Here is a 25,052-nt window from a genome sequence, read left to right as displayed (position 1 = left end):
CTCGGGAAGTAGCTCAGCTTGGTAGAGTACTTGGTTTGGGACCAAGGTGTCGCAGGTTCGAATCCTGTCTTCCCGATTCATTACAGAGATACGTAAGCGTATCTTTTTTGTTTTAACTAGATATTATATACATTAAGAGAGAATCAGTTTGCTTCTCTCTTTTTTAATTTCAGTAATTCATTTTGATTGAGTATACTTTTTTGTTTCCTGATTTGTTCAATGATTACTGTAGTTTAGGTACATAAATTAAAATTTAACAGATTGTATAATTCTCACAAACTTTTAAGAAAGTAAATGAAGAGTTTTTTTGTGCTACCTATAATATATATGTTTTGTACGATAAAAATTTCCGCTCTTTTGATTTTAAATGCGTATTAGTTTACATTATAGTCTAAATTTGATATCACTTTGATGGAGGTACTATAGATTCTTTCCTACTCTGTATCTTGTTGTGTAATGTTTCTTGATTCTTTTAAATAGAATCTTTTATGACATTTGTCATATTTCCTCATGACAGAAGCTTCTAGTGATTCTACCTTCAAAGAATTATACTAGATGTATCAAATGGAGGAAGAAAAAATGAAACATAAAGTAATTGTCGCAATGAGTTTAGTAGCAGCAGGAGTCATGACTTATCTCATGTTTTCAGGATTGGATGAAGGCTTCTATCATTTTCCTTGGGAGTTGTTTGCAGGATTTGGCATGATGTCTTGGCTTATCCGAGAAGGCTTGAAATTGGTCTCAGATGTGAAAAAGGAGTTTGAAAAATGAAAAAAGCGATTCTCTATCTTTTTATTGGACTATCACTAGTGGTATGGTTGGTCGAAATGTTTACAGGTTGGTTTGATCAAGCCTTCCTTCACCAATTCATCCGTGGTGCCTGGGGACTAGGATTTATGATTTTTATCGCCTTTCCTATGGGAAAGGAGTGGCTGAAAGGAGAATATCATGAACATGATTAAGGTAGAAAGCCTAAATAAAAACATCAAGGGCAAGGCTATTTTGAAGGATATTTCCTTTGAGGTAGCTGAAGGTGAATGCGTCGCCTTGATTGGGCCCAATGGTGCTGGGAAGACCACACTCTTGGACTGTCTGCTTGGAGATAAACTGGTCACAAGCGGTCAAGTATCCATCCAAGGCTTGTCAGTGACGAGTTCTCAGTTAGATTATATTAGAGGTTATCTGCCTCAAGAAAATGTTATCGTTCAAAAATTAAAGGTCAAAGAGTTGATTGCTTTCTTTCAAAGCATTTACCCAAATCCCTTGAGCAACCAGGAAATCAATCAACTATTGCAGTTTGATCAGCAACAAAAAGAGCAATTGGCAGAAAAATTGTCAGGTGGACAAAAGCGTCTTTTCTCTTTTGTCTTGACCTTGATTGGGCGACCAAAGCTTGTCTTTTTAGATGAACCAACTGCTGCCATGGATACTTCAACCCGTCAACGCTTTTGGGAAATTGTTCAGGAGCTAAAAGCTAAGGGAGTTACCATTCTCTATTCGTCCCATTATATCGAAGAGGTAGAGCATACAGCGGACCGAATCTTGGTCTTGAATAAGGGAGAGTTGATCCGTGATACGACCCCTCTAGCTATGCGTAGTGAGGAGATTGAAAAGCATTTTATCCTTCCTCTGGTATACAAGGAAATTATTGAGCAGTCTAACTTGGTTGAAAACTGGTCACAAAAACAAGATGCTTTGCAAGTAGTTACACGTGAAGCGGATGCTTTTTGGCAACTGTTAGTGCAAGCAGGATGTAGGATTCAAGAAATTGAAGTCAATAATCGTAGCTTGTTGGATACAATCTTTGAAGAAACACAAAAGGGAGATGACTAAGATGAAACGATGGATCGCACTAAACAAGATAGAATTTCTATTGACCAAACGACAATTAGTCTATTATTTATTATCAGTAGGTATGCCGACAGCCTTCTATTTATTCTTTTCAGGCATGTACCAGGACACACCCGGTGGACCAGCTAATTTTATGCGTGATTACCTCATCTCCATGACGGCTTTTTCCATGATGTCGACAGCCATGTTTTCATTTCCAGCTGTCTTACATACCGATAAAATCAACAACTGGCAGAAAACATTGCGCCATACCCCTGTAAATATGGTAGAATATTATCTATCAAAGATAACAAGTATGATGGTTGATTATTTGGTCTCAATCCTGGTTGTTTTCTCAGTTGGGCACTTGGTCAGAGGTGTGGATATGTCTTTAGGAAGCTGGATTGGGGCTGCGCTCTTGCTGATTTTGGGAAGTATTGCTTTTGTAGCACTTGGCTTGACCTTGACTCTCTTGCCTTCTAGTCAGCTGATGTCTGTCGTGGGCAATCTTCTCTATCTAGGCTTGGCTGTTTTAGGCGGGCTCTGGATGCCCATTTCTTTATTTCCAGACTGGATGCAAGCAATCGGAAAGTGCCTACCAACTTATCAGTTGATGGAGTTGCTCAAGACCTTCTTAAACGAGGGTGGCATCAATTTATCAGCCACAGTTTATCTACTTGTTTTTTCAACAGTTTTGTTTGGTTTGACCATTTACCTTCAAGGTCATAAGGAGAATGCTTAATGCTTGAAAGACTAAAAAGCATAGACTATATGTATTGGGCCAGTTTGATTTTTATGGTTTTTCCCATCGTTCCTGTAGTGACTGGGGAGCTTGCTGTCTGGCATTTATTGATTGATATTCTGTTTGTCTTGGCTTACTTAGGTGTTTTAACCACCAAGAGTCAGCGTTTATCCTGGCTCTGTTGGGTGATTATGCTAGCCTATGTAGCTGGGAATACTGCCTTTGTTGGTGTAAATTATATCTGGTTCTTCTTTTTCCTTGCCAATCTCTTAATTTATCATTTCGGCGTACGTAGTTTTAATTCTTTACATGTCCGGACTTTTCTCCTTGCTCAAGTCCTTGTTGTGGGGCAACTTTTGATTTTTCAGGAAGTTGAAGTTGAGTTTCTAGTCTATCTGCTTGGAATTATCACTTTTATCGATTTAATGACTTTTGGCTTGGTTCGGATTCGTATTGTGGAGGATTTGAAAGAAGCTCAGGCTAAGCAAAATGCCCAGATAAATCTATTGCTTGCTGAAAATGAACGCAGTCGTATCGGTCAGGATTTGCATGATAGCTTGGGACACACTTTTGCTATGCTGAGTGTCAAGACAGATTTGGCCTTGCAGTTATTTCAGATGGAGGCTTATCCACAGGTGGAAAAGGAATTAAAAGAAATTCAGCAAATTAGCAAAGAATCAATGCGTGAAGTGCGAACCATTGTGGAAAATCTTAAGTCTAGAACTTTGACATCCGAACTAGAGACTGTGAAAAAGATGTTAGAAATTGCTGGAATCGAGGTGGAAATAGCTAATCAACTAGATACAGCTAGCTTAACTCAGGAATTGGAGTCAACGGCTTCCATGATATTGCTTGAATTAGTGACCAATATCATCAAACATGCTAAAGCGTCTAAAGTCTACTTAAAATTAGAACGGACAGAGAAAGAACTCATTCTAACAGTGAGAGATGATGGCTGTGGCTTTACTTCTATAAAGGGGGATGACCTCCATACAGTCCGAGATCGTGTTCTTCCATTTTCGGGAGAAGTAAATGTAATTAGTCAGAAACAACCGACAGAAGTTCAGGTTCGACTACCTTATAAGGAGAGAAAGTAGATGAAAGTATTAGTCGCAGAAGATCAAAGTATGTTGCGAGATGCTATGTGTCAGTTGCTCACGCTTCAACCAGATGTAGAGTCTGTCCTTCAAGCCAAGAATGGGCAAGAAGCAATCCAACTATTAGAAAAGGAGTCTGTAGATATCGCCATCCTTGATGTAGAAATGCCTGTTAAGACAGGTCTTGAAGTCTTGGAGTGGATACGAGCAGAAAAGCTTGAAACAAAGGTGGTTGTGGTGACGACCTTCAAGCGTCCTGGGTATTTTGAACGTGCGGTCAAGGCCGGAGTAGATGCTTATGTATTAAAAGAAAGAAACATTGCAGACCTCATGAAAACCTTGCACACCGTCCTAGAGGGACGCAAGGAGTATTCGCCTGAATTGATGGAAGTGGTGATGACGCATCCCAATCCATTAACGGAGCAAGAAATCGCAGTTTTAAAGGGAGTCGCTCAGGGTTTCTCTAACCAAGAAATTGCAGATCAACTTTATTTATCAAACGGAACAGTCCGAAACTATGTCACCAATATTCTTTCAAAACTAGATGCAGGTAATCGAACAGAGGCAGCTAATATCGCGAAAGAATCTGGTTGGTTGTGATGATATAATATTTTTTGAACATTATGTCTAAAATTGATGAGATTGAATGGAACAATATTAATTTTAGGAGGGTGGGATTCCTCCTTTTTCTTTTTTAGGGAGCACTACAAAAGAGCTAAAATTAACAATAAAAAAGAAAAATATCTTGACAACCAAGGGAAAATTTTGTTACAATAATAGACGGTACTTTTTACTTTTGGTCTCTCAAGAGTGTACAGGGACGTGCTGACAAATGTTGCAAAAGTACACACAGATGATAGCTGTCACCAAGTGTATCATCACCAAAAATAAAAAAACACAGGAGAATGTAGATGCCTACAATTAACCAATTGGTTCGCAAACCGCGTAAATCAAAAGTAGAAAAATCTAAATCACCAGCTTTGAACGTTGGTTACAACAGTCATAAAAAAGTTCAAACAAACGTTTCTTCACCACAAAAACGTGGTGTTGCAACTCGTGTTGGAACAATGACACCTAAAAAACCTAACTCAGCCCTTCGTAAATTCGCTCGTGTACGTTTGAGCAACCTTATCGAAGTTACTGCCTACATCCCAGGTATCGGACACAACTTGCAAGAGCACAGCGTGGTTCTTCTTCGTGGTGGACGTGTAAAAGACCTTCCAGGGGTACGTTACCATATCGTCCGTGGTGCACTTGATACTGCAGGTGTTAACGATCGTAAACAAGGCCGTTCTAAATACGGTACTAAACGTCCAAAAGCATAAGGAAAGGGGATAAAGAGAAATGAGTCGTAAAAATAGAGCTCCAAAACGTGACGTATTGCCAGATCCGCTTTACAATTCACAATTAGTTACTCGTCTTATCAACCGCGTTATGCTTGATGGTAAACGTGGTACAGCTGCTTCAATCGTTTACGGTGCTTTTGAGCAAATCAAAGAAGCTACTGGAAACGATGCACTTGAAGTGTTTGAAACAGCTATGGAAAACATCATGCCTGTACTTGAAGTACGTGCACGTCGTGTTGGTGGTTCTAACTACCAAGTCCCAGTTGAAGTTCGTCCAGAACGTCGTACAACACTTGGACTTCGTTGGTTGGTAACAATCGCTCGTCTTCGTGGTGAACACACAATGCAAGACCGTCTTGCAAAAGAAATCTTGGATGCTGCTAACAACACTGGTGCAGCTGTTAAGAAACGTGAAGACACTCACCGTATGGCTGAAGCTAACCGTGCATTCGCACACTTCCGTTGGTAAAATCATGATGCTAGGAACGGTAAGGATGCAAGGTGAAAATAGGAAACTGACGCAGTATTCGACGAATACAAGGAAGTTTATCTTTTTCACACAGCATCCCGTTCCGGCTCAAATCGGCTAATTAACTTTAGCCCGAGTTCAATTCAACTTGAAAATCTACAAGTTGAAACCAACAATAGCATGAAAACATTGAGAACGGGTAGGTCCTGCCTATCCGTTTTTATTAAAATCGTGTTATAATAGAATAGAAATCAAAAATAAATAGGAGAAACAAACCTCATGGCACGCGAATTTTCACTTGAAAAAACTCGTAATATCGGTATCATGGCTCACGTCGATGCTGGTAAAACAACAACTACTGAGCGTATTCTTTACTACACTGGTAAAATCCACAAAATCGGTGAAACTCACGAAGGTGCGTCACAAATGGACTGGATGGAGCAAGAGCAAGAGCGTGGTATCACTATCACATCTGCTGCGACAACAGCTCAATGGAACAACCACCGCGTAAACATCATCGACACACCAGGACACGTGGACTTCACAATCGAAGTACAACGTTCTCTTCGTGTATTGGATGGTGCGGTTACTGTTCTTGACTCACAATCAGGTGTTGAGCCTCAAACTGAAACAGTTTGGCGCCAAGCAACTGAGTATGGAGTTCCACGTATTGTATTTGCCAACAAAATGGACAAAATCGGTGCTGACTTCCTTTACTCTGTAAGCACACTTCACGATCGTCTTCAAGCAAATGCACACCCAATCCAATTGCCAATCGGTTCTGAAGATGACTTCCGTGGTATCATCGACTTGATCAAGATGAAAGCTGAAATCTATACTAACGACCTTGGTACAGATATCCTTGAAGAAGATATTCCAGCTGAATACCTTGATCAAGCTCAAGAATACCGTGAAAAATTGATCGAAGCAGTTGCTGAAACTGATGAAGAATTGATGATGAAATACCTCGAAGGTGAAGAAATCACTAACGAAGAATTGAAAGCTGGTATCCGTAAAGCGACTATCAACGTTGAATTCTTCCCAGTATTGTGTGGTTCAGCCTTCAAGAACAAAGGTGTTCAATTGATGCTTGATGCGGTTATTGACTACCTTCCAAGCCCACTTGACATCCCAGCGATCAAAGGTATCAACCCAGATACAGACGAAGAAGAAACTCGTCCAGCATCTGACGAAGAGCCATTTGCAGCTCTTGCCTTCAAGATCATGACTGACCCATTCGTAGGTCGTTTGACATTCTTCCGTGTTTACTCAGGTGTGCTTCAATCAGGTTCTTACGTATTGAACACTTCTAAAGGTAAACGTGAACGTATCGGACGTATCCTTCAAATGCACGCTAACAGCCGTCAAGAAATTGACACTGTTTACTCAGGTGATATCGCTGCTGCCGTTGGTTTGAAAGATACTACAACTGGTGACTCATTGACAGATGAAAAAGCTAAAATCATCCTTGAGTCAATCAACGTTCCAGAACCAGTTATCCAATTGATGGTTGAGCCAAAATCTAAAGCAGACCAAGATAAGATGGGTATCGCCCTTCAAAAATTGGCTGAAGAAGATCCAACATTCCGCGTTGAAACAAACGTTGAAACTGGTGAAACAGTTATCTCTGGTATGGGTGAACTTCACCTTGACGTCCTTGTTGACCGTATGCGTCGTGAGTTCAAAGTTGAAGCGAACGTAGGTGCTCCTCAAGTATCTTACCGTGAAACATTCCGTGCTTCTACTCAAGCACGTGGATTCTTCAAACGTCAGTCTGGTGGTAAAGGTCAATTCGGTGATGTATGGATTGAATTTACTCCAAACGAAGAAGGTAAAGGATTCGAATTTGAAAACGCAATCGTCGGTGGTGTGGTTCCTCGTGAATTTATCCCAGCGGTTGAAAAAGGTTTGGTAGAATCTATGGCTAACGGTGTTCTTGCAGGTTACCCAATGGTTGACGTTAAAGCTAAGCTTTACGATGGTTCATACCACGATGTCGACTCATCTGAAACTGCCTTCAAGATCGCGGCTTCACTTGCCCTTAAAGAAGCTGCTAAATCAGCACAACCAGCTATCCTTGAGCCAATGATGCTTGTAACAATCACTGTTCCAGAAGAAAACCTTGGTGATGTTATGGGTCACGTAACTGCTCGTCGTGGACGTGTAGATGGTATGGAAGCACACGGTAACAGCCAAATCGTTCGTGCTTACGTTCCACTTGCTGAAATGTTCGGTTACGCAACAGTTCTTCGTTCTGCATCTCAAGGACGTGGTACATTCATGATGGTATTTGACCACTACGAAGATGTACCTAAGTCAGTACAAGAAGAAATCATTAAGAAAAACAAAGGTGAAGACTAATCTGTCCTCACTCTAGAAGGAAGTCACTTAGTGGCTTCCTTTTGTCTTTAGAAAACACCTCTAAGTATGGTAAAATAGTAGGAGAATAATGTGAGGAAAATGAATGTCAAATAGTTTTGAAATTTTGATGAATCAATTGGGGATACCTGCTGAAATGAGACAGACTCCTGCTTTAGCACAGGCCGATATTGAGCGAGTTGTGGTTCATAAAATTAGTAAGGTATGGGAGTTTCATTTCGTATTTTCTAATATTTTACCGATTGAAATCTTTTTAGAATTAAAGAAGGGTTTGAGGGAAGAATTTTCTAAGACAGGTAATAAAGCTATTTTTGAAATTAAGGCTCTGTCTCAAGAATTTTCAAATCAACTCTTACAGGCCTACTATAGAGAGGCTTTTTCTGAAGGGCCATGTGCTAGTCAAGGTTTTAAGTCCCTTTATCAAAATTTGCAAGTTCGTGCGGAGGGGAACCAACTCTTTATTGAGGGCTCTGAGGCGATTGATAAAGAACACTTTAAGAAGAATCATCTTCCTAATTTAGTCAAACAACTTGAAAAGTTTGGTTTTCCAACTTTTAATTGTCAAGTAGAGAAAAATGATGTGCTGACCCAAGAGCAGGAAGAGGCCTTTCATGCTGAAAATGAGCAGATTGTTCAAGCTGCCAATGAGGAAGCGCTCCGTGCTATGGAACAACTAGAACAGATGGCACCTCCTCCAGCTGAAGAGAAACCAGCCTTTGATTTTCAAGCTAAAAAAGCTGCAGCTAAACCGAAGCTGGATAAGGCGGAGATTACTCCTATGATTGAAGTGACGACTGAGGAAAATCGTCTGGTCTTTGAAGGGGTTGTTTTTGATGTGGAGCAAAAAGTGACCAGAACAGGGCGTGTTTTGATCAACTTTAAAATGACAGACTACACTTCCAGTTTTTCGATGCAAAAGTGGGTTAAGAACGAGGAAGAGGCTCAGAAATTTGATCTAATTAAGAAAAATTCTTGGCTCCGAGTTCGTGGGAATGTGGAGATGAATAACTTCACACGCGATTTGACGATGAACGTGCAGGATGTGCAGGAAGTTGTTCACTATGAGCGGAAGGATTTAATGCCAGAAGGAGAACGGCGGGTTGAGTTTCATGCTCATACTAACATGTCGACCATGGATGCTCTCCCAGAGGTTGAAGAAATAGTTGCGACAGCTGCTAAGTGGGGACACAAGGCTGTTGCCATCACGGACCACGGGAATGTCCAGTCCTTCCCACATGGCTATAAGGCGGCTAAGAAAGCGGGAATCCAGCTGATCTATGGTATGGAAGCCAATATCGTGGAGGACCGTGTCCCTATCGTCTACAACGAAGTGGAGATGGACTTGTCGGAAGCGACCTACGTGGTCTTTGACGTGGAAACGACGGGGCTTTCAGCTATCTATAATGATTTGATTCAGGTTGCGGCCTCTAAGATGTACAAGGGGAATGTTATTGCTGAATTTGATGAATTTATCAATCCTGGACATCCCTTGTCAGCTTTTACTACTGAGTTGACTGGAATTACAGATGACCATGTCAAAAATGCCAAACCACTGGAACAAGTTTTGCAAGAATTCCAAGAATTCTGCAAGGATACGGTCTTAGTTGCCCACAATGCTACCTTTGACGTTGGATTTATGAATGCCAACTATGAGCGTCATGGTCTGCCAAAGATTAGTCAGCCAGTTATTGATACGCTGGAGTTTGCTAGAAATCTCTATCCTGAGTATAAACGTCATGGTTTGGGGCCTTTGACCAAGCGTTTTGGTGTGGCTTTGGAACATCACCACATGGCCAATTACGATGCGGAAGCTACTGGTCGTCTGCTCTTTATTTTTATCAAAGAAGTAGCAGAAAAACATGGTGTGACCGATCTAGCTAGACTTAATATTGATTTGATTAGTCCAGATTCTTATAAAAAAGCTCGGATCAAGCATGCGACCATTTATGTCAAGAATCAGGTGGGGCTAAAAAATATCTTTAAGCTGGTTTCTCTGTCTAATACCAAGTACTTTGAAGGGGTACCACGGATTCCGAGAACGGTTTTAGATGCCCATCGGGAAGGTCTGATTTTAGGTTCAGCTTGCTCTGAAGGTGAAGTTTTTGACGCGGTTGTTTCCCAAGGTGTGGATGCGGCGGTTGAGGTGGCCAAGTATTATGACTTTATCGAGGTTATGCCACCTGCTATCTATGCTCCCTTAATCGCCAAGGAGCAGGTCAAGGATATGGAGGAACTCCAGACCATTATCAAGAGTTTGATAGAGGTGGGAGACCGTCTTGGTAAGCCTGTTCTGGCTACCGGAAATGTTCACTATATCGAACCGGAAGAAGAGATTTATCGTGAAATTATTGTCCGTAGTTTGGGGCAGGGGGCTATGATTAACCGGACCATCGGTCATGGTGAACATGCCCAACCAGCACCACTTCCAAAGGCTCATTTTCGAACGACCAATGAGATGTTGGATGAATTTGCCTTCTTGGGAGAGGAACTGGCTCGTAAACTGGTTATTGAAAACACCAATGCCTTGGCAGAAACCTTTGAGCCTGTTGAGGTTGTAAAAGGTGATTTGTACACACCTTTTATCGACAAGGCGGAAGAAACGGTTGCTGAGTTGACCTATAAGAAAGCTTTTGAGATTTATGGAAATCCACTGCCAGATATTGTTGATTTGCGGATTGAAAAAGAACTAACCTCTATTCTGGGGAATGGATTTGCCGTGATTTATCTGGCATCGCAGATGCTGGTGCAACGTTCCAATGAACGGGGTTACTTGGTTGGTTCTCGTGGGTCTGTCGGATCTAGTTTCGTTGCGACCATGATTGGGATTACAGAGGTCAATCCTCTCTCTCCTCACTATGTCTGTGGTCAGTGTCAGTACAGTGAGTTTATCACTGACGGTTCTTACGGTTCAGGTTTTGATATGCCCAATAAGGACTGTCCAAACTGTGGTCACAAACTCAGCAAAAATGGGCAAGATATTCCTTTCGAGACCTTCCTTGGTTTTGATGGGGACAAGGTTCCTGATATTGACTTGAACTTCTCGGGAGAAGACCAGCCTAGCGCCCACTTGGATGTGCGTGATATCTTTGGTGAGGAATATGCCTTCCGTGCAGGAACGGTTGGTACGGTAGCTGCTAAGACTGCCTATGGATTTGTCAAGGGTTACGAGCGAGACTATGGCAAGTTTTATCGTGATGCAGAGGTGGAACGCCTCGCTCAAGGTGCAGCTGGTGTCAAGCGGACGACGGGACAACACCCGGGAGGAATCGTTGTTATTCCTAACTACATGGATGTTTACGACTTTACGCCTGTCCAGTATCCAGCAGATGACGTGACGGCTGAATGGCAGACCACTCACTTTAACTTCCACGATATCGATGAGAACGTCCTCAAACTCGATGTGCTGGGACATGATGATCCGACCATGATTCGAAAACTCCAGGACTTGTCTGGGATTGATCCTAATGAAATCCCTATGGATGACGAAGGCGTGATGGCCCTCTTTTCTGGGACTGATGTGCTAGGTGTGACTCCTGAACAAATCGGAACTCCGACAGGCATGCTGGGGATTCCAGAGTTTGGAACCAACTTTGTACGAGGCATGGTAGATGAAACGCATCCGACGACTTTTGCAGAATTGCTTCAGTTGTCTGGACTGTCCCACGGTACTGACGTTTGGTTGGGAAATGCCCAGGATTTGATTAAACAAGGGATTGCGGATCTATCAACCGTTATCGGTTGTCGAGACGACATCATGGTTTACCTCATGCATGCTGGTCTCGAACCTAAGATGGCCTTTACCATCATGGAACGGGTACGTAAGGGCTTGTGGCTCAAGATTTCCGAAGAGGAACGCAATGGCTACATTGAAGCCATGAAGGCTAATAAGGTGCCAGAGTGGTATATCGAGTCCTGTGGGAAAATTAAGTATATGTTCCCTAAGGCCCATGCGGCAGCCTACGTTATGATGGCCTTGCGTGTAGCTTACTTCAAGGTTCATCATCCCATTTATTACTACTGTGCTTATTTCTCAATCCGTGCTAAGGCTTTTGATATCAAGACCATGGGGGCGGGCTTGGAGGCTATCAAGCGCAGAATGGAAGAAATCTCTGAAAAACGGAAGAACAATGAAGCCTCTAATGTGGAGATCGATCTCTATACAACTCTTGAGATTGTCAATGAGATGTGGGAGCGTGGCTTCAAGTTTGGGAAGTTAGACCTCTACCGTAGTGATGCGACTGAATTCATCATTGACGGAGATACACTGATTCCACCATTTGTTGCTATGGATGGTCTAGGAGAGAACGTTGCTAAGCAGCTGGTGCGAGCGCGTGAAGAGGGAGAATTCCTCTCTAAAACAGAATTGCGCAAGCGTGGAGGGCTCTCATCAACCTTGGTTGAAAAGATGGATGAAATGGGAATTCTCGGAAATATGCCAGAGGATAACCAGTTGAGTTTGTTTGATGAGTTGTTTTAAGTGCTAGTAACGGAGGGCTTTTGATGAAACTAAGAATATTTGCAGAAGACAAACCAGCTCAAAAAGTTTTTGACTATCAGCTAGAGCTGGCAGATGAAATAATTCTTCTATCAACAGCACTCTGGTCAGGTGCCATTGCTTTAGCAGGATTATTCTCTGCTTTGAAAGAAAAATAAAAATAAAAATAGAAAAGAGAAAACAACATGGTTTTACCAAATTTTAAAGAAAATCTAGAAAAATATGCGAAATTACTGGTTGCGAACGGAATCAACGTGCAGGCTGGTCACACTTTGGCTCTTTCTATTGATGTGGAGCAACGCGAGTTGGCGCATTTGATTGTGAAAGAAGCTTATGCTTTGGGTGCGCATGAGGTTATTGTTCAGTGGACAGATGATGTCATTAACCGTGAGAAATTCCTCCATGCGCCGATGGAGCGTTTGGACAATGTGCCAGAATATAAGATTGCTGAGATGAACTATCTTTTGGAAAACAAGGCTAGCCGTCTTGGAGTTCGTTCATCTGATCCAGGTGCTTTGAACGGTGTGGATGCTGACAAGCTTTCAGCTTCTGCTAAAGCTATGGGACTTGCCATGAAGCCAATGCGAATCGCAACTCAATCTAACAAGGTTAGCTGGACGGTAGCAGCCGCTGCTGGACTTGAGTGGGCTAAGAAAGTCTTTCCAAATGCTGCGAACGATGAAGAAGCAGTCGATCTCCTTTGGGACCAAATCTTCAAAACTTGCCGTGTCTATGAAGAAGATCCTGTTAAGGCTTGGGAAGAGCATGCAGCTATCCTCAAGAGCAAGGCCGATATGCTTAATAAAGAGCAATTTTCAGCCCTTCACTACACAGCGCCAGGAACAGATTTGACACTTGGTTTGCCGAAAAACCATGTTTGGGAATCAGCTGGTGCTATCAATGCACAGGGTGAAGGATTCTTGCCAAATATGCCGACAGAAGAAGTCTTCACAGCACCTGACTTCCGTCGTGCAGATGGTTATGTCACTTCTACAAAACCGCTTAGTTATAACGGAAACATTATTGAAGGTATTAAGGTGACCTTTAAGGATGGACAAATCGTTGATATCACTGCAGAGAAGGGTGATCAGGTCATGAAAGACCTTGTCTTTGAAAATGCGGGTGCGCGTGCCTTGGGTGAATGTGCCTTGGTACCAGATCCAAGCCCAATTTCTCAGTCAGGTATTACCTTCTTCAACACCCTTTTCGATGAGAATGCTTCAAACCACTTGGCTATCGGTGCAGCCTATGCAACTAGCGTAGTTGGTGGAGCGGAGATGAGTGAAGAAGAGCTTGAAGCTGCGGGGCTGAACCGTTCAGATGTTCACGTGGACTTTATGATTGGTTCTAACCAAATGGATATCGATGGTATCCGTGAGGATGGGACACGTGTACCACTCTTCCGTAAGGGAGATTGGGCAAATTAAGGAGATAATATGTTAGGAAGTATGTTCGTTGGTCTCCTAGTGGGATTTTTAGCAGGTACTCTGACCAATCGTGGAGAACACATGGGATGTTTTGGAAAAATGTTTCTCGGATGGGTTGGTGCCTTTATAGGCCACTTGCTTTTTGGGACTTGGGGACCGATAATAGCAGGAACTGCCATTATTCCGGCAGTACTAGGTTCCATGATTGTCTTAGCTATTTTTTGGAGACGAGGAAGTTAATTTCCTAAATCTGATACTCAATGAAAATCAAAGAGCAAACTAGGAAACTAGCCGCAGGCTGCTCAAAGCACTGCTTTGCGGTTGTAGATAGAACTGACGAAGTCAGCTCAAAACACTGTTTTGAGGTTGTGGATAGAACTGACGAAGTCAGTAACCATACATACGGCAAGGCGACGTTGACGCGGTTTGAAGAGATTTTTGAAGAGTATGAAACGAAAAGGAGGTTGGTCATTGTACCAGCCTCCTTTTGATATGATATAATAGTTCTATGAGATTGGATAAATTTTTAGTTGCCTGCGCTGTGGGAAGTCGGACTGAGGTCAAAAACTTGCTCAAGGCTGGGCGCGTGACGGTAAATAGTAAAAAAGAAAAGTCAGCTAAATTGCAGATTGATGAAGAAAGAGATGAGATTCGATTTGATGGTCAAGTGTTGGAGTATGAAGAGTTTGTCTACTACATGATGAACAAGCCCCAAGGGGTTATTTCAGCGACTGAAGATCCTAAACACAGAACGGTGTTGGACTTGTTGGATGACTTGGCTCGGAGCAAGGAAGTTTTCCCAGTAGGACGCTTGGATATTGACACGCATGGTCTTTTGCTCTTGACCAATGATGGTCAGCTGGCCCATGCTCTTCTTTCACCTAAGCGTCATGTTGACAAGACGTATCAGGCACAAGTCAAGGGAATCATGACCCAAGAAGATGTGGAGATATTTGCTAAGGGTATTCCTCTCAAAGACTTTACTTGTCAGCCCGCTAAACTGGAGATTGTGTCCATAGATACAGAAAAAATTCAAAGCCAAATCCGTGTGACCATTGCAGAAGGGAAGTTCCATCAGGTCAAGCGTATGGTGGCTTACTGTGGCAAGGAAGTAGTGGACCTACAGCGTTTGACTATGGGAACTTTAGTTTTAGATGAGAACTTGCAGCGAGGAGAATGGCGTCGCTTGACCAAGGAAGAGTTAGAAGCTCTCCTTGCGAATATTGCTTAATTTGATTTATATTCGAAAAGGTGAGGAAGAATGTCCTTGCCTTTTATGTTTTTCAGTTGCTTCCTTTGTGAAAAGAGTTATAATAGACTGTAGAATAAAAGGAGGAATCTATGAACGCGATTCAAGAATCATTTACTGATAAATTATTTGCCAACTATGAAGCAAATGTCAAATACCAAGCGATTGAAAATGCTGCCAGCCACAACGGAATTTTTGCAGCCCTAGAACGTCGCCAAAGCCATGTAGACAACACACCTGTTTTCTCATTGGATTTGACCAAGGACAAGGTAACCAACCAGAAAGCGTCTGGTCGTTGCTGGATGTTTGCAGCCCTTAACACTTTCCGCCACAAGCTCATCTCACAATATAAACTAGAAAATTTTGAGTTGTCACAGGCCCACACCTTCTTCTGGGACAAGTATGAGAAATCAAACTGGTTCTTGGAGCAAGTCATTGCGACTGCAGACCAAGACTTGACGAGCCGTAAGGTTAGCTTCCTACTTCAAACTCCACAACAAGATGGTGGTCAGTGGGATATGGTCGTTTCTCTCTTTGAGAAATACGGTGTCGTGCCTAAGTCAGTTTACCCTGAGTCTGTTTCATCTAGTAGCAGCCGTGAGCTAAATGCAATCCTTAACAAATTGCTTCGCCAAGATGCTCAAATTTTGCGTGACTTGCTTGTTTCTGGCGCAGACCAAGCGACTGTCCAAGCTAAGAAAGAAGACCTCTTGCAAGAAATTTTCAACTTCCTTGCTATGTCATTGGGTCTTCCACCACGTACATTTGACTTTGCTTATCGCGATAAGGATAACAATTATCAAAGTGAAAAGGGTATTACACCACAAGAGTTTTACAAGAAATATGTCAATCTTCCACTAGAAGATTACGTTTCTGTTATCAACGCCCCAACTGCTGACAAGCCTTACGGCCAATCTTACACAGTTGAGATGTTGGGAAATGTGGTTGGTAGCCGTGCGGTTCGTTACATCAACGTTCCAATGGAGCGCTTGAAAGAGTTGGCAATTGCTCAAATGCAAGCAGGCGAGACTGTTTGGTTTGGTTCTGATGTCGGCCAGCTCAGCAACCGTAAGGCTGGAATCCTTGCGACAGATGTTTATGACTTTGAATCAAGCATGGACATTAAACTCACTCAAGACAAGGCTGGACGTTTGGACTATAGTGAAAGCTTAATGACCCACGCCATGGTCTTGACAGGTGTTGATTTGGACGAAAATGGCAAGTCAACCAAGTGGAAGGTTGAAAACTCTTGGGGAGACAAGGTCGGTACAGATGGTTACTTTGTTGCCTCAGACGCTTGGATGGACGAATACACTTACCAAATCGTTGTCCGTAAGGAATTGCTGACAGCAGAAGAACAAGCTGCCTATGAAGCAGAACCAATTGTACTCGCACCATGGGATCCAATGGGTGCCTTGGCCGAATAAAAGTATAGAAAAAAGGAATCAGATTTTAGAACCTGATTCCTTTTAAGTTGCTTGATTACATGATGTGAAGAACATGTGCCACAATACCCACTGCGAAGAGTGCAAGGATAATAGTGATTGGAGATACTTTTTTCTTAAGCAAGTACATGCAAAGGAGAGTAAGGAGTAGTCCTGATAGTCCAGGGATCAACATATCCAAGTTTTGTTGGAAAGTAGTAACTTTTTCAGGTGTTTGAGACAATCCTTGTCCTACTTGTGCGAATGCTTCTTGGATACCTTTAGATCCTTCTGGCAATTTATCCCAATGGATATAAGCTTTTTCATCTAGTTGAACTTTGGCAACATCGAAAGCAAATTTAATATTTACCCAACGTTGAACAAGGACAGCAAGAATGAACATACCAAGGATAGAAGCACCTTTAGTGATGTCTTGGAGGATACCGCCAGACATATCTTTAGTGATTTCTGATCCAGCCTTGTATCCAATCTCTTGTGTATACCACAAGAATGACATACGAATCAAGTTCCAAAGAACGAAGAAGAGGATTGGACCTAAGATATTACCAGTAAGGGCAAGTGAAGCACCGAGTGATCCAAGGATTGGGCGTACTGTAAACCAGAATACTGGGTCACCGATACCAGCAAGAGGTCCCATCATACCGATTTTAACCCCTTGGATAGCAGCATCATCGATCTCAACACCGTTAGCACGTTCTTCTTCAAGTGCAAGAGTAACCCCCATGATTGGAGCGGCTACGTATGGGTGAGTGTTGAAGAACTCAAGATGGCGTTCAAGAGCAGCGATTTGATCTTCTTTTTTAGTGTAGAGTTTTTTAAGAGCTGGAATTAATGAGTAAGCCCAACCCAAGTTTTGCATACGTTCATAGTTCCAAGAACCTTGTAAGAAAGTTGAACGCCACCAAACTTTTTTACGATCTGATTTAGTTAATTGAAGTTTTTCAGTCATGATGTTTTCAGTCCTTTCTTATCTTAGTAGTCTTCTAGGATATCGCCGATTGGGTCGTTAGAAGTTGCGGCTCCTCCGCCACCATTTCCACCAGTTTTAGAAAGGTGAAGGTAGATAAGAGCGATAGCAACACCGATAGCACCAAATCCGATTAGAGTAATATCTGACACGGCAGCAAGCACGAAACCGATAGCGAAGAATGGCCATACTTCACGAGTTGCCATCATGTTGATAACCATAGCGTAACCAACGGCAACAACCATACCACCACCGATAGCCATACCATCTTTAAGCCAATCAGGCATAGCATTTAGAATGCTTTGTACTGTTTCAGTTGGTACCATTAGAAGGAGTGCTGCAGGGACTGCAATACGAAGACCTTGAAGAAGAAGTGCGACAAAGTGAGCACGTTCAACTGCTTTGAAGTCACCTTTTTTAGCAGAAGCATCAGCAGTGTGAACCAATCCGACAGAGAGTGTACGGACAATCATAGTCAAGAATAGACCAGCAACTGCAAGAGGGATAGCAACTGCTTGGGCAACACCGATACCTGTCTTAGTAAAGTCGCCACCAAGAACCATGATAATGGCAGCAGCAACAGAAGCAAGAGCAGCGTCAGGAGCTACGGCAGCTCCGATGTTAGCCCAACCAAGGGCGATCATTTGAAGAGAACCACCAAGGATGATCCCTGCTTCAAGGTTACCAGTAACAAGACCGATAAGGGTACAAGCTACGATTGGTTGATGGAATTGGAACTGGTCGAGGATACCTTCAAGACCTGCTAGGAAGGCTACAACGACTACTAAAACCATAGAAATAATAGACATCTTTAAAATCCTTTCATAAAATCGATTATTGCACGTTTGCTTTGTTGATCAAGTCAAACAAATCTTTTTTGGTGTCGTTTGGTACTTTACGTACATCAAATTCAACACCAAGGTCACGCATTTTTTCAAATGTAGCAACGTCTTCTTTATCCATAGACAAAACGTTGTTAACCATTGTTTTACCAGTTGAGTGAGCCATTGATCCAACATTAAGAGTTTTGATTGGCACGCCACCTTCGATAGCACGAAGGGCATCTTGAGGTGTTTCAAACAAGATAAGGGCATGTGTTCCTCCGAAGCGAGGATCTTTTGCAACGTCGATTAGTTTTTGGATAGGAACAACATTTGCTTTCACTTTACCTGGAGCTGCTTGTTTAATCAATTCTTTACGTAATTCGTCTTTAGCTACGTTATCTGAAGCAACGATGATACGATCTGCTTTTGAATCTGGAGTCCAAGCAGTTGCAACTTGACCGTGAAGTAAACGAGTGTCTAGACGGGCAAGGTTGATTTTGAGTTTACCGTCTCCGATGACAGTTCCTTCTGGAATAGCAGCTTGGGCAACTGGAGCAGCTGCAGCGCTTGCTACTTCCTCAACTGGGTTTAGCTCTTCTGGAAGAGCTTTGATGCCATCTTTGGCTTCTTTAATGATATTAGCAGCGACTTTTTCTACACCTGCAGCAGCGTCCATGAGGCGCTCTGTGTAGGCTTGAATTAACATCGGTAAGTTAAGTCCTGTGATGATGGCAAACTTACGCTCAGGATTTTCTCCCATCACGCGGCTAGCTTGGTTAAATGGAGATCCACTCCAAAGGTCAGCCAAAACTAGAACCTCATCTTCTGCGTCAAATGCAGCAACAGCGTTATTAAACTTAGCGTATAGATCATCAGGACCTTCATTTGGCATAAAGGTTACAACTTGAACCTTTTCTTGTTCACCAAAGATCATAGATCCTGACTGATGAATACCCGCAGCAAATTCGCCGTGGCTTGCAATAATGATTCCGATACTCATTATTGTCATACCTCCTTTTTTGTTTTAGTTTTCGTTTAAGAAAACTTTAAGACTTTTTAAGTATAAACCGTTTTCATATAAAAAGCAACTATTTAACATAAAAAAGCAAAAAGGGCTTCTTTGAAAATATTGATATATTAAGTTTTTGAGAGGTAATCTTGAATCCATATTTAAAAATTTAATATAAAAAAGTTGGAAGCGTATTCCAACTTTTAAAATAGGTTTCTATTAGATTAGTGGGTGAAGTCGAGTACCATACGTCCTTGGATTTGACCTTTTTCCATTTCGTCGAAAATGGCTACAGCATCTTCTACTGGACGTTTTTGCACAACTGGAACTACTAAACCTTCTGCACCGAATTGGAAGGCTTCTTCCAAGTCTTTACGAGTTCCTACAAGAGAACCGATGACTTGGATTCCATCTAGAACGGTTTTGACGATGCTGAGTTCCATCATTTCAGAAGGAAGACCAACAGCGACTACGCGACCACCGGCACGAACTGAGTCAACAGCCTGGTTGAAGGCAACTTTAGATACAGCAGTTACGACAGCTGAATGAGCTCCACCATCAGTTTTTTCCTTGATGAGTCCAGGTACATCTTCAACTTCGAGGCCGTTAATAACAATGTCAGCGCCTACTTCTTTTGCAAGAGCAAGTTTGTCGTTATTGATATCAACTGCGATGACATGAGCATTGAATACTTTTTTAGCGTATTGAACAGCTAGGTTACCAAGTCCACCAGCACCGTAAAGAACAACCCATTGGCCTGGTTCAACTTTTGCTTCTTTTATAGCTTTATAGGTTGTTACACCAGCACATGTGATAGAAGAGGCTTGGGCTGGATCAAGTCCGTCAGGAACTTTAACAGCATAGTCTGCAGTTACGATACATTGTTCAGCCATACCACCGTCTACGGAGTAGCCAGCATTTTTCACTGTACGGCAAAGAGTTTCACGGCCAGTAGTACAGTATTCGCAAGTGCCACATCCTTCAAAGAACCAAGCAACGCTGACGCGGTCGCCGACTTTAAGGCTTTTCACATCTGGGGCAATTTCTTTAACGATACCAACACCTTCATGTCCTAGGACACGTCCTGGTACCTGACCGAAGTCGCCATGGGCAACGTGAAGGTCAGTGTGGCAAACACCACAGTATTCAATTTCTACAAGTGCTTCCCCAGTTTCAAGTGGACGGAGTACTTTTTCTTCAATAGCAACACCAGTGCTTTCTGGATTTACAACAACAGCTTTCATAGCTATCCTCCTTGATATTAACGGAGAGCAGGAGAAACAGGACTGGATTGATTTTGTATCAACAGAGTCGAGTATGACGAGCTCTCTTGTATTTATATGTGAAGTATATCACAAAAGAAAGCCTTTTCCAAGGTTTTGGAGGCAAAAAGTAGAACAATCGATTAACTGGTTGATGAGACTGTGAAAAGAGCACAAAGACCAGCTCGTAAGCTGGTCAGTATGGACTATAAGAATAAGTCTTGCAGGGTTTTGGCAACACCGTCTTGGTCATTGGTCAGGGCGATTTGCTCATCTGCATAGGGGAGTAGCTCTGGGTTGGCATTTTTCATTGCATAACCTTTCCCAGCAAAAGCGAGCATTTCGGTATCATTGTGCTCATCTCCAAAGGCAATCAAATCCTTTTTATCGCGGTTCATTACCTTGAGCAAGTAGTCCAAAGCAAAGGCCTTATTAACTCCTTTGGGTGTACACTCAAGGATATTGAGCGGACCTCCCCAGGTATTAATAGAAAGTTGATGCTGGTAGAAGGCGTTCATTTCTTTTGCCAAGGCATACTTGTCACTGGCTCTGGTCTGCAACAGGATACAGTTAGGGTCCTTGGTCACCAACTCAGGCTGGAATTGATCTTCAGGCTGGAAAGCTTCTACACCAAATAGTTTGGGATTGGCAATTTCTTCATTAGGATTTGTAATGTAGAATTTTTTACGGTATTCTCCAGCGATAAAATCGGCTTGAATGTCCTCTGAACGTCGAACCATATCTAGCAGATATTTTTTGTCTACAGTCAAACACTTTTCAAAATCCCAAACTTGGTCTGGTAAATGAGTAAGGGAGCCGTTGAAATTAATCATAGGAGTGTTTAAGTCTAGTTCACGGTAAAAATCTTTTGACATGCGGTAAGGGCGACCTGTCGTGATAATAATCTGATGGCCTTTTTCAGCAACTTTTTTGATGGTTTTTTTGGTAAAGTCAGAAATTTGACTGTCTGAGTTGAGCAGGGTTCCATCCAGGTCAACTGCAATAATTTTTTTTGTCATAGGGACCTTTCTAGTGTCTTTTCAGATAAGATGTCTACTATTATAACAAAAAGCAGGCAGAAAAGCAGATTCGAAACCAAAAAAGAAATTTCATCAAATTCTTAAATAAATCAAACAAAGATATTGAAAAAGTGAATGATAAATGATATAATTCTATTATTGTTCGTAAAAATTAAAAGGAGATTGATAATGGACAAATTATTTAAACTAAAAGAGAACGGTACAGACGTTCGTACAGAGGTTCTCGCTGGTTTAACAACTTTCTTTGCAATGAGCTATATTCTCTTTGTAAACCCACAAATTCTTTCGCAAACAGGAATGCCTGCTCAGGGTGTATTCCTCGCAACGATTATCGGTGCAGTTGCTGGTACCCTGATGATGGCCTTCTATGCCAACTTGCCATATGCTCAAGCGCCAGGTATGGGTCTTAACGCCTTCTTTACATTTACAGTTGTATTTGGACTTGGTTATTCATGGCAAGAAGCCTTGGCTATGGTCTTCATCTGTGGTGTCATCTCATTGATTATTACCTTGACAAATGTTCGTAAAATGATCATTGAATCGATTCCAAATGCTCTTCGCTCAGCTATTTCAGCTGGTATCGGTGTTTTCCTTGCCTACGTGGGAATTAAGAATGCTGGACTTTTGAAATTTACGATTGATCCAGGCAACTATACTGTTGTAGGAGAAGGGGCTGACAAAGCTCAAGCAACGATTGCAGCAAACTCTTCAGCAGTTCCAGGCTTGGTCAGCTTTAATAATCCAGCTGTTTTGGTGGCTCTTGCAGGACTTGCTATCACAATCTTCTTTGTTATCAAAGGGATTAAAGGGGGAATTATCCTCTCTATCTTGACAACAACTGTTCTTGCTATCGCAGTTGGTTTGGTAGATTTGTCTAGTATCGATTTTGCTAATAACCATGTTGGTGCAGCCTTTGAAGACTTGAAGACAGTCTTTGGTGCAGCTCTTGGTTCAGAAGGTTTGGGAGCTTTGATTTCAGATACAGCTCGCTTGCCTGAAACTCTGATGGCCATTCTTGCCTTCTCATTGACAGATATTTTTGACACGATTGGTACCTTGATTGGTACAGGTGAAAAAGTTGGTATCGTAGCGACAAATGGTGAAAATCACCAATCAGCTAAGTTGGATAAGGCTCTTTACTCTGACTTGATTGGTACTTCAATTGGTGCCATCGCTGGTACTTCGAACGTAACGACTTATGTTGAGTCTGCTGCTGGTATTGGTGCAGGTGGACGTACTGGTTTGACAGCCTTGGTTGTAGCTATCTGTTTTGCGATCTCAAGCTTCTTTAGTCCACTTCTAGCGATTGTACCAACAGCCGCTACAGCTCCAATCTTGATTATCGTTGGGATTATGATGTTGGCTAGCTTGAAAAATATCCATTGGGACGATATGTCTGAAGCGGTTCCTGCTTTCTTCACATCTATCTTTATGGGATTCAGCTACTCTATCACTCAAGGGATTGCAGTTGGTTTCTTGACTTACACTTTGACTAAGCTTGTCAAAGGTCAAGCTAAAGATGTTCATGTCATGATTTGGATTTTGGATGCCTTGTTTATCCTTAACTATATCAGCATGGCACTATAAATGCTATAATATAAAAAGGGGTTCTCCCCTTTTTATATTATAGTTACTTGAAAATTGCTTCAAACTAGGTAGGTGATTTTGATTGAATGGTAGGAGTATGATTGATGATAAAAAAGAATATTTGGGGTGAAGTATTAAACAGGGGGAAGTGGTTAATAATCTTTCTAGTAGGGCTTTTGTTTTCTCAGTTTCCTTTAGCCCTAGCAACTTTTCTAACTAGCAGAAAATTTCCACTGCTTCAAGCTGGACTATTAGTAGGGGCCGTATCTCTTGTAGTTTTAACTGTATTTATAATAGGTGCTAGGAAAACACAGTTGGCTAGTTTTGGTTTATCGTTTTTCAAGGCTAAGGATTTGGCTAGATTGGCCTTAAGCTATCTAGTGATTCTTGCCTTTAATATTCTTGGTGTGGTCTTACTGCGTTTGATGAATGAAACAACAACCAGCAATCAATCAAATATTAATGATTTGGTCCAGAATAGTTCCTTAATTTCCAGTTTTTTCTTACTGGTTCTAATAGCTCCTATTTGTGAGGAGATTTTATGTCGAGGAGTGATTCCTAAAAAACTCTTTCGTGGTAAAGAAAATGTGGGTTATATAGTCGGTGCTATTATCTTTGCCTTGCTTCATTTACCGACAAATCTACCTTCTCTTCTTATCTATGGAGGAATGTCAACTGTGCTAACTTGGACAGTTTATAAAACCCAACGTTTGGAAATGTCTATCTTACTTCACATGATTGTTAATGGAGTTTTTTTCTGTTTGTTGGCTCTCGTGGTGATTTTGAGTCGGACATTAGGGATCTCTGTTTAAGATTTTTGACAATTGCTTACTTGTTTCTACTGGGAAAAAGATGAATGCAATCGTGTCCATCTTTTTCTTTTTATGGTAAAATAGAGAAATAATATGATGAAAAGCCTTGAGGGAGTGACCGATATGTCAAGTAAAGCCAATCATGCAAAGACAGCTATTTGCGGAATTATCAATGTAACCCCAGATTCCTTTTCGGATGGTGGTCAATTTTTTGCTCCTGAGCAAGCACTCCAGCAGGCTCGTAAATTGATAGCAGAAGGAGCCAGTATGCTCGATATCGGCGGAGAATCAACTCGGCCGGGAAGAAGTAGCTATGTTGAGATAGAAGAGGAAATCCAGCGTGTTGTTCCAGTGATTAAAGCGATTCGCAAGGAAAGTGATGTCCTCATCTCTATTGATACTTGGAAGAGTCAGGTAGCAGAAGCTGCATTGGCTGCTGGTGCTAATCTAGTTAATGATATCACTGGTCTCATGGGTGATGAAAAAATGGCCCATGTGGTAGCTGAAGCGAGAGCGAAAGTGGTCATTATGTTTAACCCAGTCATGGCTCGACCTCAGCATCCTAGCTCGCTCATATTCCCTCATTTTGGATTTAATCAAGCTTTTACAGAGGAAGAGCTAGCTGACTTCGAAAAATTGCCAATCGAAGAGTTGATGGAGACTTTCTTTGTACGAGCACTAGCGAGAGCAAATCAAGCTGGAATTGAACAAGAAAATATCCTGTTGGATCCGGGAATCGGCTTTGGTCTGACTAAGAAAGAAAATCTGCTTCTTTTACGGGACTTGGATAAACTACATCAGAAGGGATATCCAATCTTTCTTGGAGTGTCGCGCAAGCGATTTGTCATCAATATCCTTGAAGAAAGTGGTTTTGAAGTCAATCCTGAGACAGAACTTGGTTTCCGCAATCGAGATACGGCTTCGGCTCATGTAACTAGTATCGCTGCGAGACAGGGTGTAGAAGTGGTGCGCGTGCATGACGTAGCTAGTCACAGGATGGCAGTTGAAATTGCCTCCGCTATTCGTCTGGCTGATGAAGCGGAAAATTTAGATTTAAAACAATACAAATAAG

23 protein-coding genes and 1 tRNA gene are annotated in these 25,052 nt (G+C 42.0%); 19 read left to right on the top strand and 5 right to left on the bottom strand.

The window, feature by feature from the left end; translation table 11 throughout:
• Window positions 1-2 precede the first annotated feature (2 nt).
• The 16 genes from N8M16_RS09045 to pepC all read left to right on the top strand — a co-directional run bounded on the left by N8M16_RS09045 (window position 3) and on the right by pepC (window position 16,461).
• Window positions 3-76: transfer RNA gene (locus N8M16_RS09045), tRNA-Pro, on the top strand.
• A 488-nt stretch (window positions 77-564) separates the two neighbouring features.
• Entirely contained in the window at window positions 565-771 is a 207-nt protein-coding gene (locus tag N8M16_RS09040; RefSeq protein WP_025170070.1) for a hypothetical protein, read from the top strand.
• Window positions 768-962 (top strand): hypothetical protein, encoded by a 195-nt coding sequence (locus N8M16_RS09035; protein ID WP_006146175.1) that lies wholly within the window; start codon window positions 768-770, stop codon window positions 960-962. Before N8M16_RS09040 ends, N8M16_RS09035 begins: the two co-directional genes overlap by 4 nt.
• Complete coding sequence (locus N8M16_RS09030; RefSeq protein ID WP_261070048.1) at window positions 949-1,833, top strand: ABC transporter ATP-binding protein; 885 nt, start codon at window positions 949-951, stop codon at window positions 1,831-1,833. Before N8M16_RS09035 ends, N8M16_RS09030 begins: the two co-directional genes overlap by 14 nt.
• Window position 1,834: 1 nt before the next feature.
• Entirely contained in the window at window positions 1,835-2,572 is a 738-nt protein-coding gene (locus N8M16_RS09025) for an ABC transporter permease (RefSeq protein ID WP_261070047.1), read from the top strand.
• Window positions 2,572-3,669, top strand: coding sequence for a sensor histidine kinase (locus N8M16_RS09020; RefSeq protein WP_261070046.1), 1,098 nt, complete (start codon window positions 2,572-2,574; stop codon window positions 3,667-3,669). Before N8M16_RS09025 ends, N8M16_RS09020 begins: the two co-directional genes overlap by 1 nt.
• Window positions 3,670-4,269 carry a response regulator transcription factor gene (locus N8M16_RS09015; protein WP_261010421.1) on the top strand — a complete coding sequence of 200 codons (600 nt, stop codon included), beginning with the start codon at window positions 3,670-3,672 and terminating at the stop codon, window positions 4,267-4,269.
• A gap of 311 nt (window positions 4,270-4,580) precedes the next feature.
• Window positions 4,581-4,994: a 30S ribosomal protein S12 gene (gene rpsL, locus N8M16_RS09010; protein ID WP_001142332.1), complete on the top strand. Its 414-nt coding sequence runs from the start codon at window positions 4,581-4,583 to the stop codon at window positions 4,992-4,994.
• Window positions 4,995-5,013: 19 nt separating this feature from the next.
• Window positions 5,014-5,484: a 30S ribosomal protein S7 gene (gene rpsG, locus N8M16_RS09005; RefSeq protein ID WP_000087873.1), complete on the top strand. Its 471-nt coding sequence runs from the start codon at window positions 5,014-5,016 to the stop codon at window positions 5,482-5,484.
• 279 nt (window positions 5,485-5,763) lie between these two features.
• Window positions 5,764-7,845, top strand: a complete 2,082-nt coding sequence (gene fusA / locus N8M16_RS09000; protein WP_000090348.1) for an elongation factor G — start codon at window positions 5,764-5,766, stop codon at window positions 7,843-7,845.
• Between the two features lie 103 nt (window positions 7,846-7,948).
• On the top strand, window positions 7,949-12,340 hold the full coding sequence (locus N8M16_RS08995; RefSeq protein ID WP_261070045.1) for a PolC-type DNA polymerase III: 4,392 nt from the start codon (window positions 7,949-7,951) through the stop codon (window positions 12,338-12,340).
• A 23-nt stretch (window positions 12,341-12,363) separates the two neighbouring features.
• Window positions 12,364-12,516 (top strand): hypothetical protein, encoded by a 153-nt coding sequence (locus N8M16_RS08990; protein ID WP_261070044.1) that lies wholly within the window; start codon window positions 12,364-12,366, stop codon window positions 12,514-12,516.
• A 27-nt stretch (window positions 12,517-12,543) separates the two neighbouring features.
• Window positions 12,544-13,785 (top strand): aminopeptidase, encoded by a 1,242-nt coding sequence (locus tag N8M16_RS08985; protein WP_261070043.1) that lies wholly within the window; start codon window positions 12,544-12,546, stop codon window positions 13,783-13,785.
• Between the two features lie 9 nt (window positions 13,786-13,794).
• Complete coding sequence (locus tag N8M16_RS08980; protein ID WP_261070042.1) at window positions 13,795-14,025, top strand: GlsB/YeaQ/YmgE family stress response membrane protein; 231 nt, start codon at window positions 13,795-13,797, stop codon at window positions 14,023-14,025.
• Window positions 14,026-14,293: 268 nt separating this feature from the next.
• A complete protein-coding gene (locus N8M16_RS08975; protein ID WP_261070041.1) occupies window positions 14,294-15,016 on the top strand; it encodes a pseudouridine synthase in 723 nt (240 codons plus the stop codon).
• A 110-nt stretch (window positions 15,017-15,126) separates the two neighbouring features.
• Entirely contained in the window at window positions 15,127-16,461 is a 1,335-nt protein-coding gene (gene pepC, locus N8M16_RS08970) for an aminopeptidase C (protein ID WP_261038042.1), read from the top strand.
• A 55-nt stretch (window positions 16,462-16,516) separates the two neighbouring features.
• Here pepC and N8M16_RS08965 read toward each other — a convergent pair whose 3' ends face one another.
• The 5 genes from N8M16_RS08965 to N8M16_RS08945 form a co-directional block, all read right to left on the bottom strand.
• Entirely contained in the window at window positions 16,517-17,428 is a 912-nt protein-coding gene (locus N8M16_RS08965) for a PTS system mannose/fructose/sorbose family transporter subunit IID (RefSeq protein ID WP_000136864.1), read from the bottom strand.
• A 23-nt stretch (window positions 17,429-17,451) separates the two neighbouring features.
• Window positions 17,452-18,255 (bottom strand): PTS mannose/fructose/sorbose transporter subunit IIC, encoded by an 804-nt coding sequence (locus N8M16_RS08960; RefSeq protein WP_000022716.1) that lies wholly within the window; start codon window positions 18,253-18,255, stop codon window positions 17,452-17,454.
• 25 nt (window positions 18,256-18,280) lie between these two features.
• Entirely contained in the window at window positions 18,281-19,270 is a 990-nt protein-coding gene (locus tag N8M16_RS08955; protein ID WP_004258131.1) for a PTS sugar transporter subunit IIB, read from the bottom strand.
• Between the two features lie 233 nt (window positions 19,271-19,503).
• Window positions 19,504-20,523, bottom strand: a complete 1,020-nt coding sequence (gene adhP / locus N8M16_RS08950) for an alcohol dehydrogenase AdhP (protein ID WP_000649145.1) — start codon at window positions 20,521-20,523, stop codon at window positions 19,504-19,506.
• A 224-nt stretch (window positions 20,524-20,747) separates the two neighbouring features.
• Window positions 20,748-21,560 carry a Cof-type HAD-IIB family hydrolase gene (locus tag N8M16_RS08945; RefSeq protein ID WP_261070040.1) on the bottom strand — a complete coding sequence of 271 codons (813 nt, stop codon included), beginning with the start codon at window positions 21,558-21,560 and terminating at the stop codon, window positions 20,748-20,750.
• 189 nt (window positions 21,561-21,749) lie between these two features.
• On the opposite strand from N8M16_RS08945, the gene N8M16_RS08940 reads away from it, so the two are divergent.
• From N8M16_RS08940 to folP, 3 genes are all read left to right on the top strand, one after another.
• A complete protein-coding gene (locus tag N8M16_RS08940; protein WP_261011339.1) occupies window positions 21,750-23,168 on the top strand; it encodes an NCS2 family permease in 1,419 nt (472 codons plus the stop codon).
• Window positions 23,169-23,272: 104 nt separating this feature from the next.
• Complete coding sequence (locus tag N8M16_RS08935; protein WP_153209943.1) at window positions 23,273-23,980, top strand: CPBP family intramembrane glutamic endopeptidase; 708 nt, start codon at window positions 23,273-23,275, stop codon at window positions 23,978-23,980.
• A gap of 93 nt (window positions 23,981-24,073) precedes the next feature.
• Window positions 24,074-25,051 (top strand): dihydropteroate synthase, encoded by a 978-nt coding sequence (gene folP, locus N8M16_RS08930; RefSeq protein WP_261070039.1) that lies wholly within the window; start codon window positions 24,074-24,076, stop codon window positions 25,049-25,051.
• The last annotated feature ends 1 nt before the right edge of the window (window position 25,052 follow it).

The sequence above is a fragment of the Streptococcus mitis genome (assembly GCF_946188375.1).
GTDB lineage: Bacteria > Bacillota > Bacilli > Lactobacillales > Streptococcaceae > Streptococcus > Streptococcus mitis_CX.
This window is presented reverse-complemented; position numbering and strand designations above follow the sequence as displayed.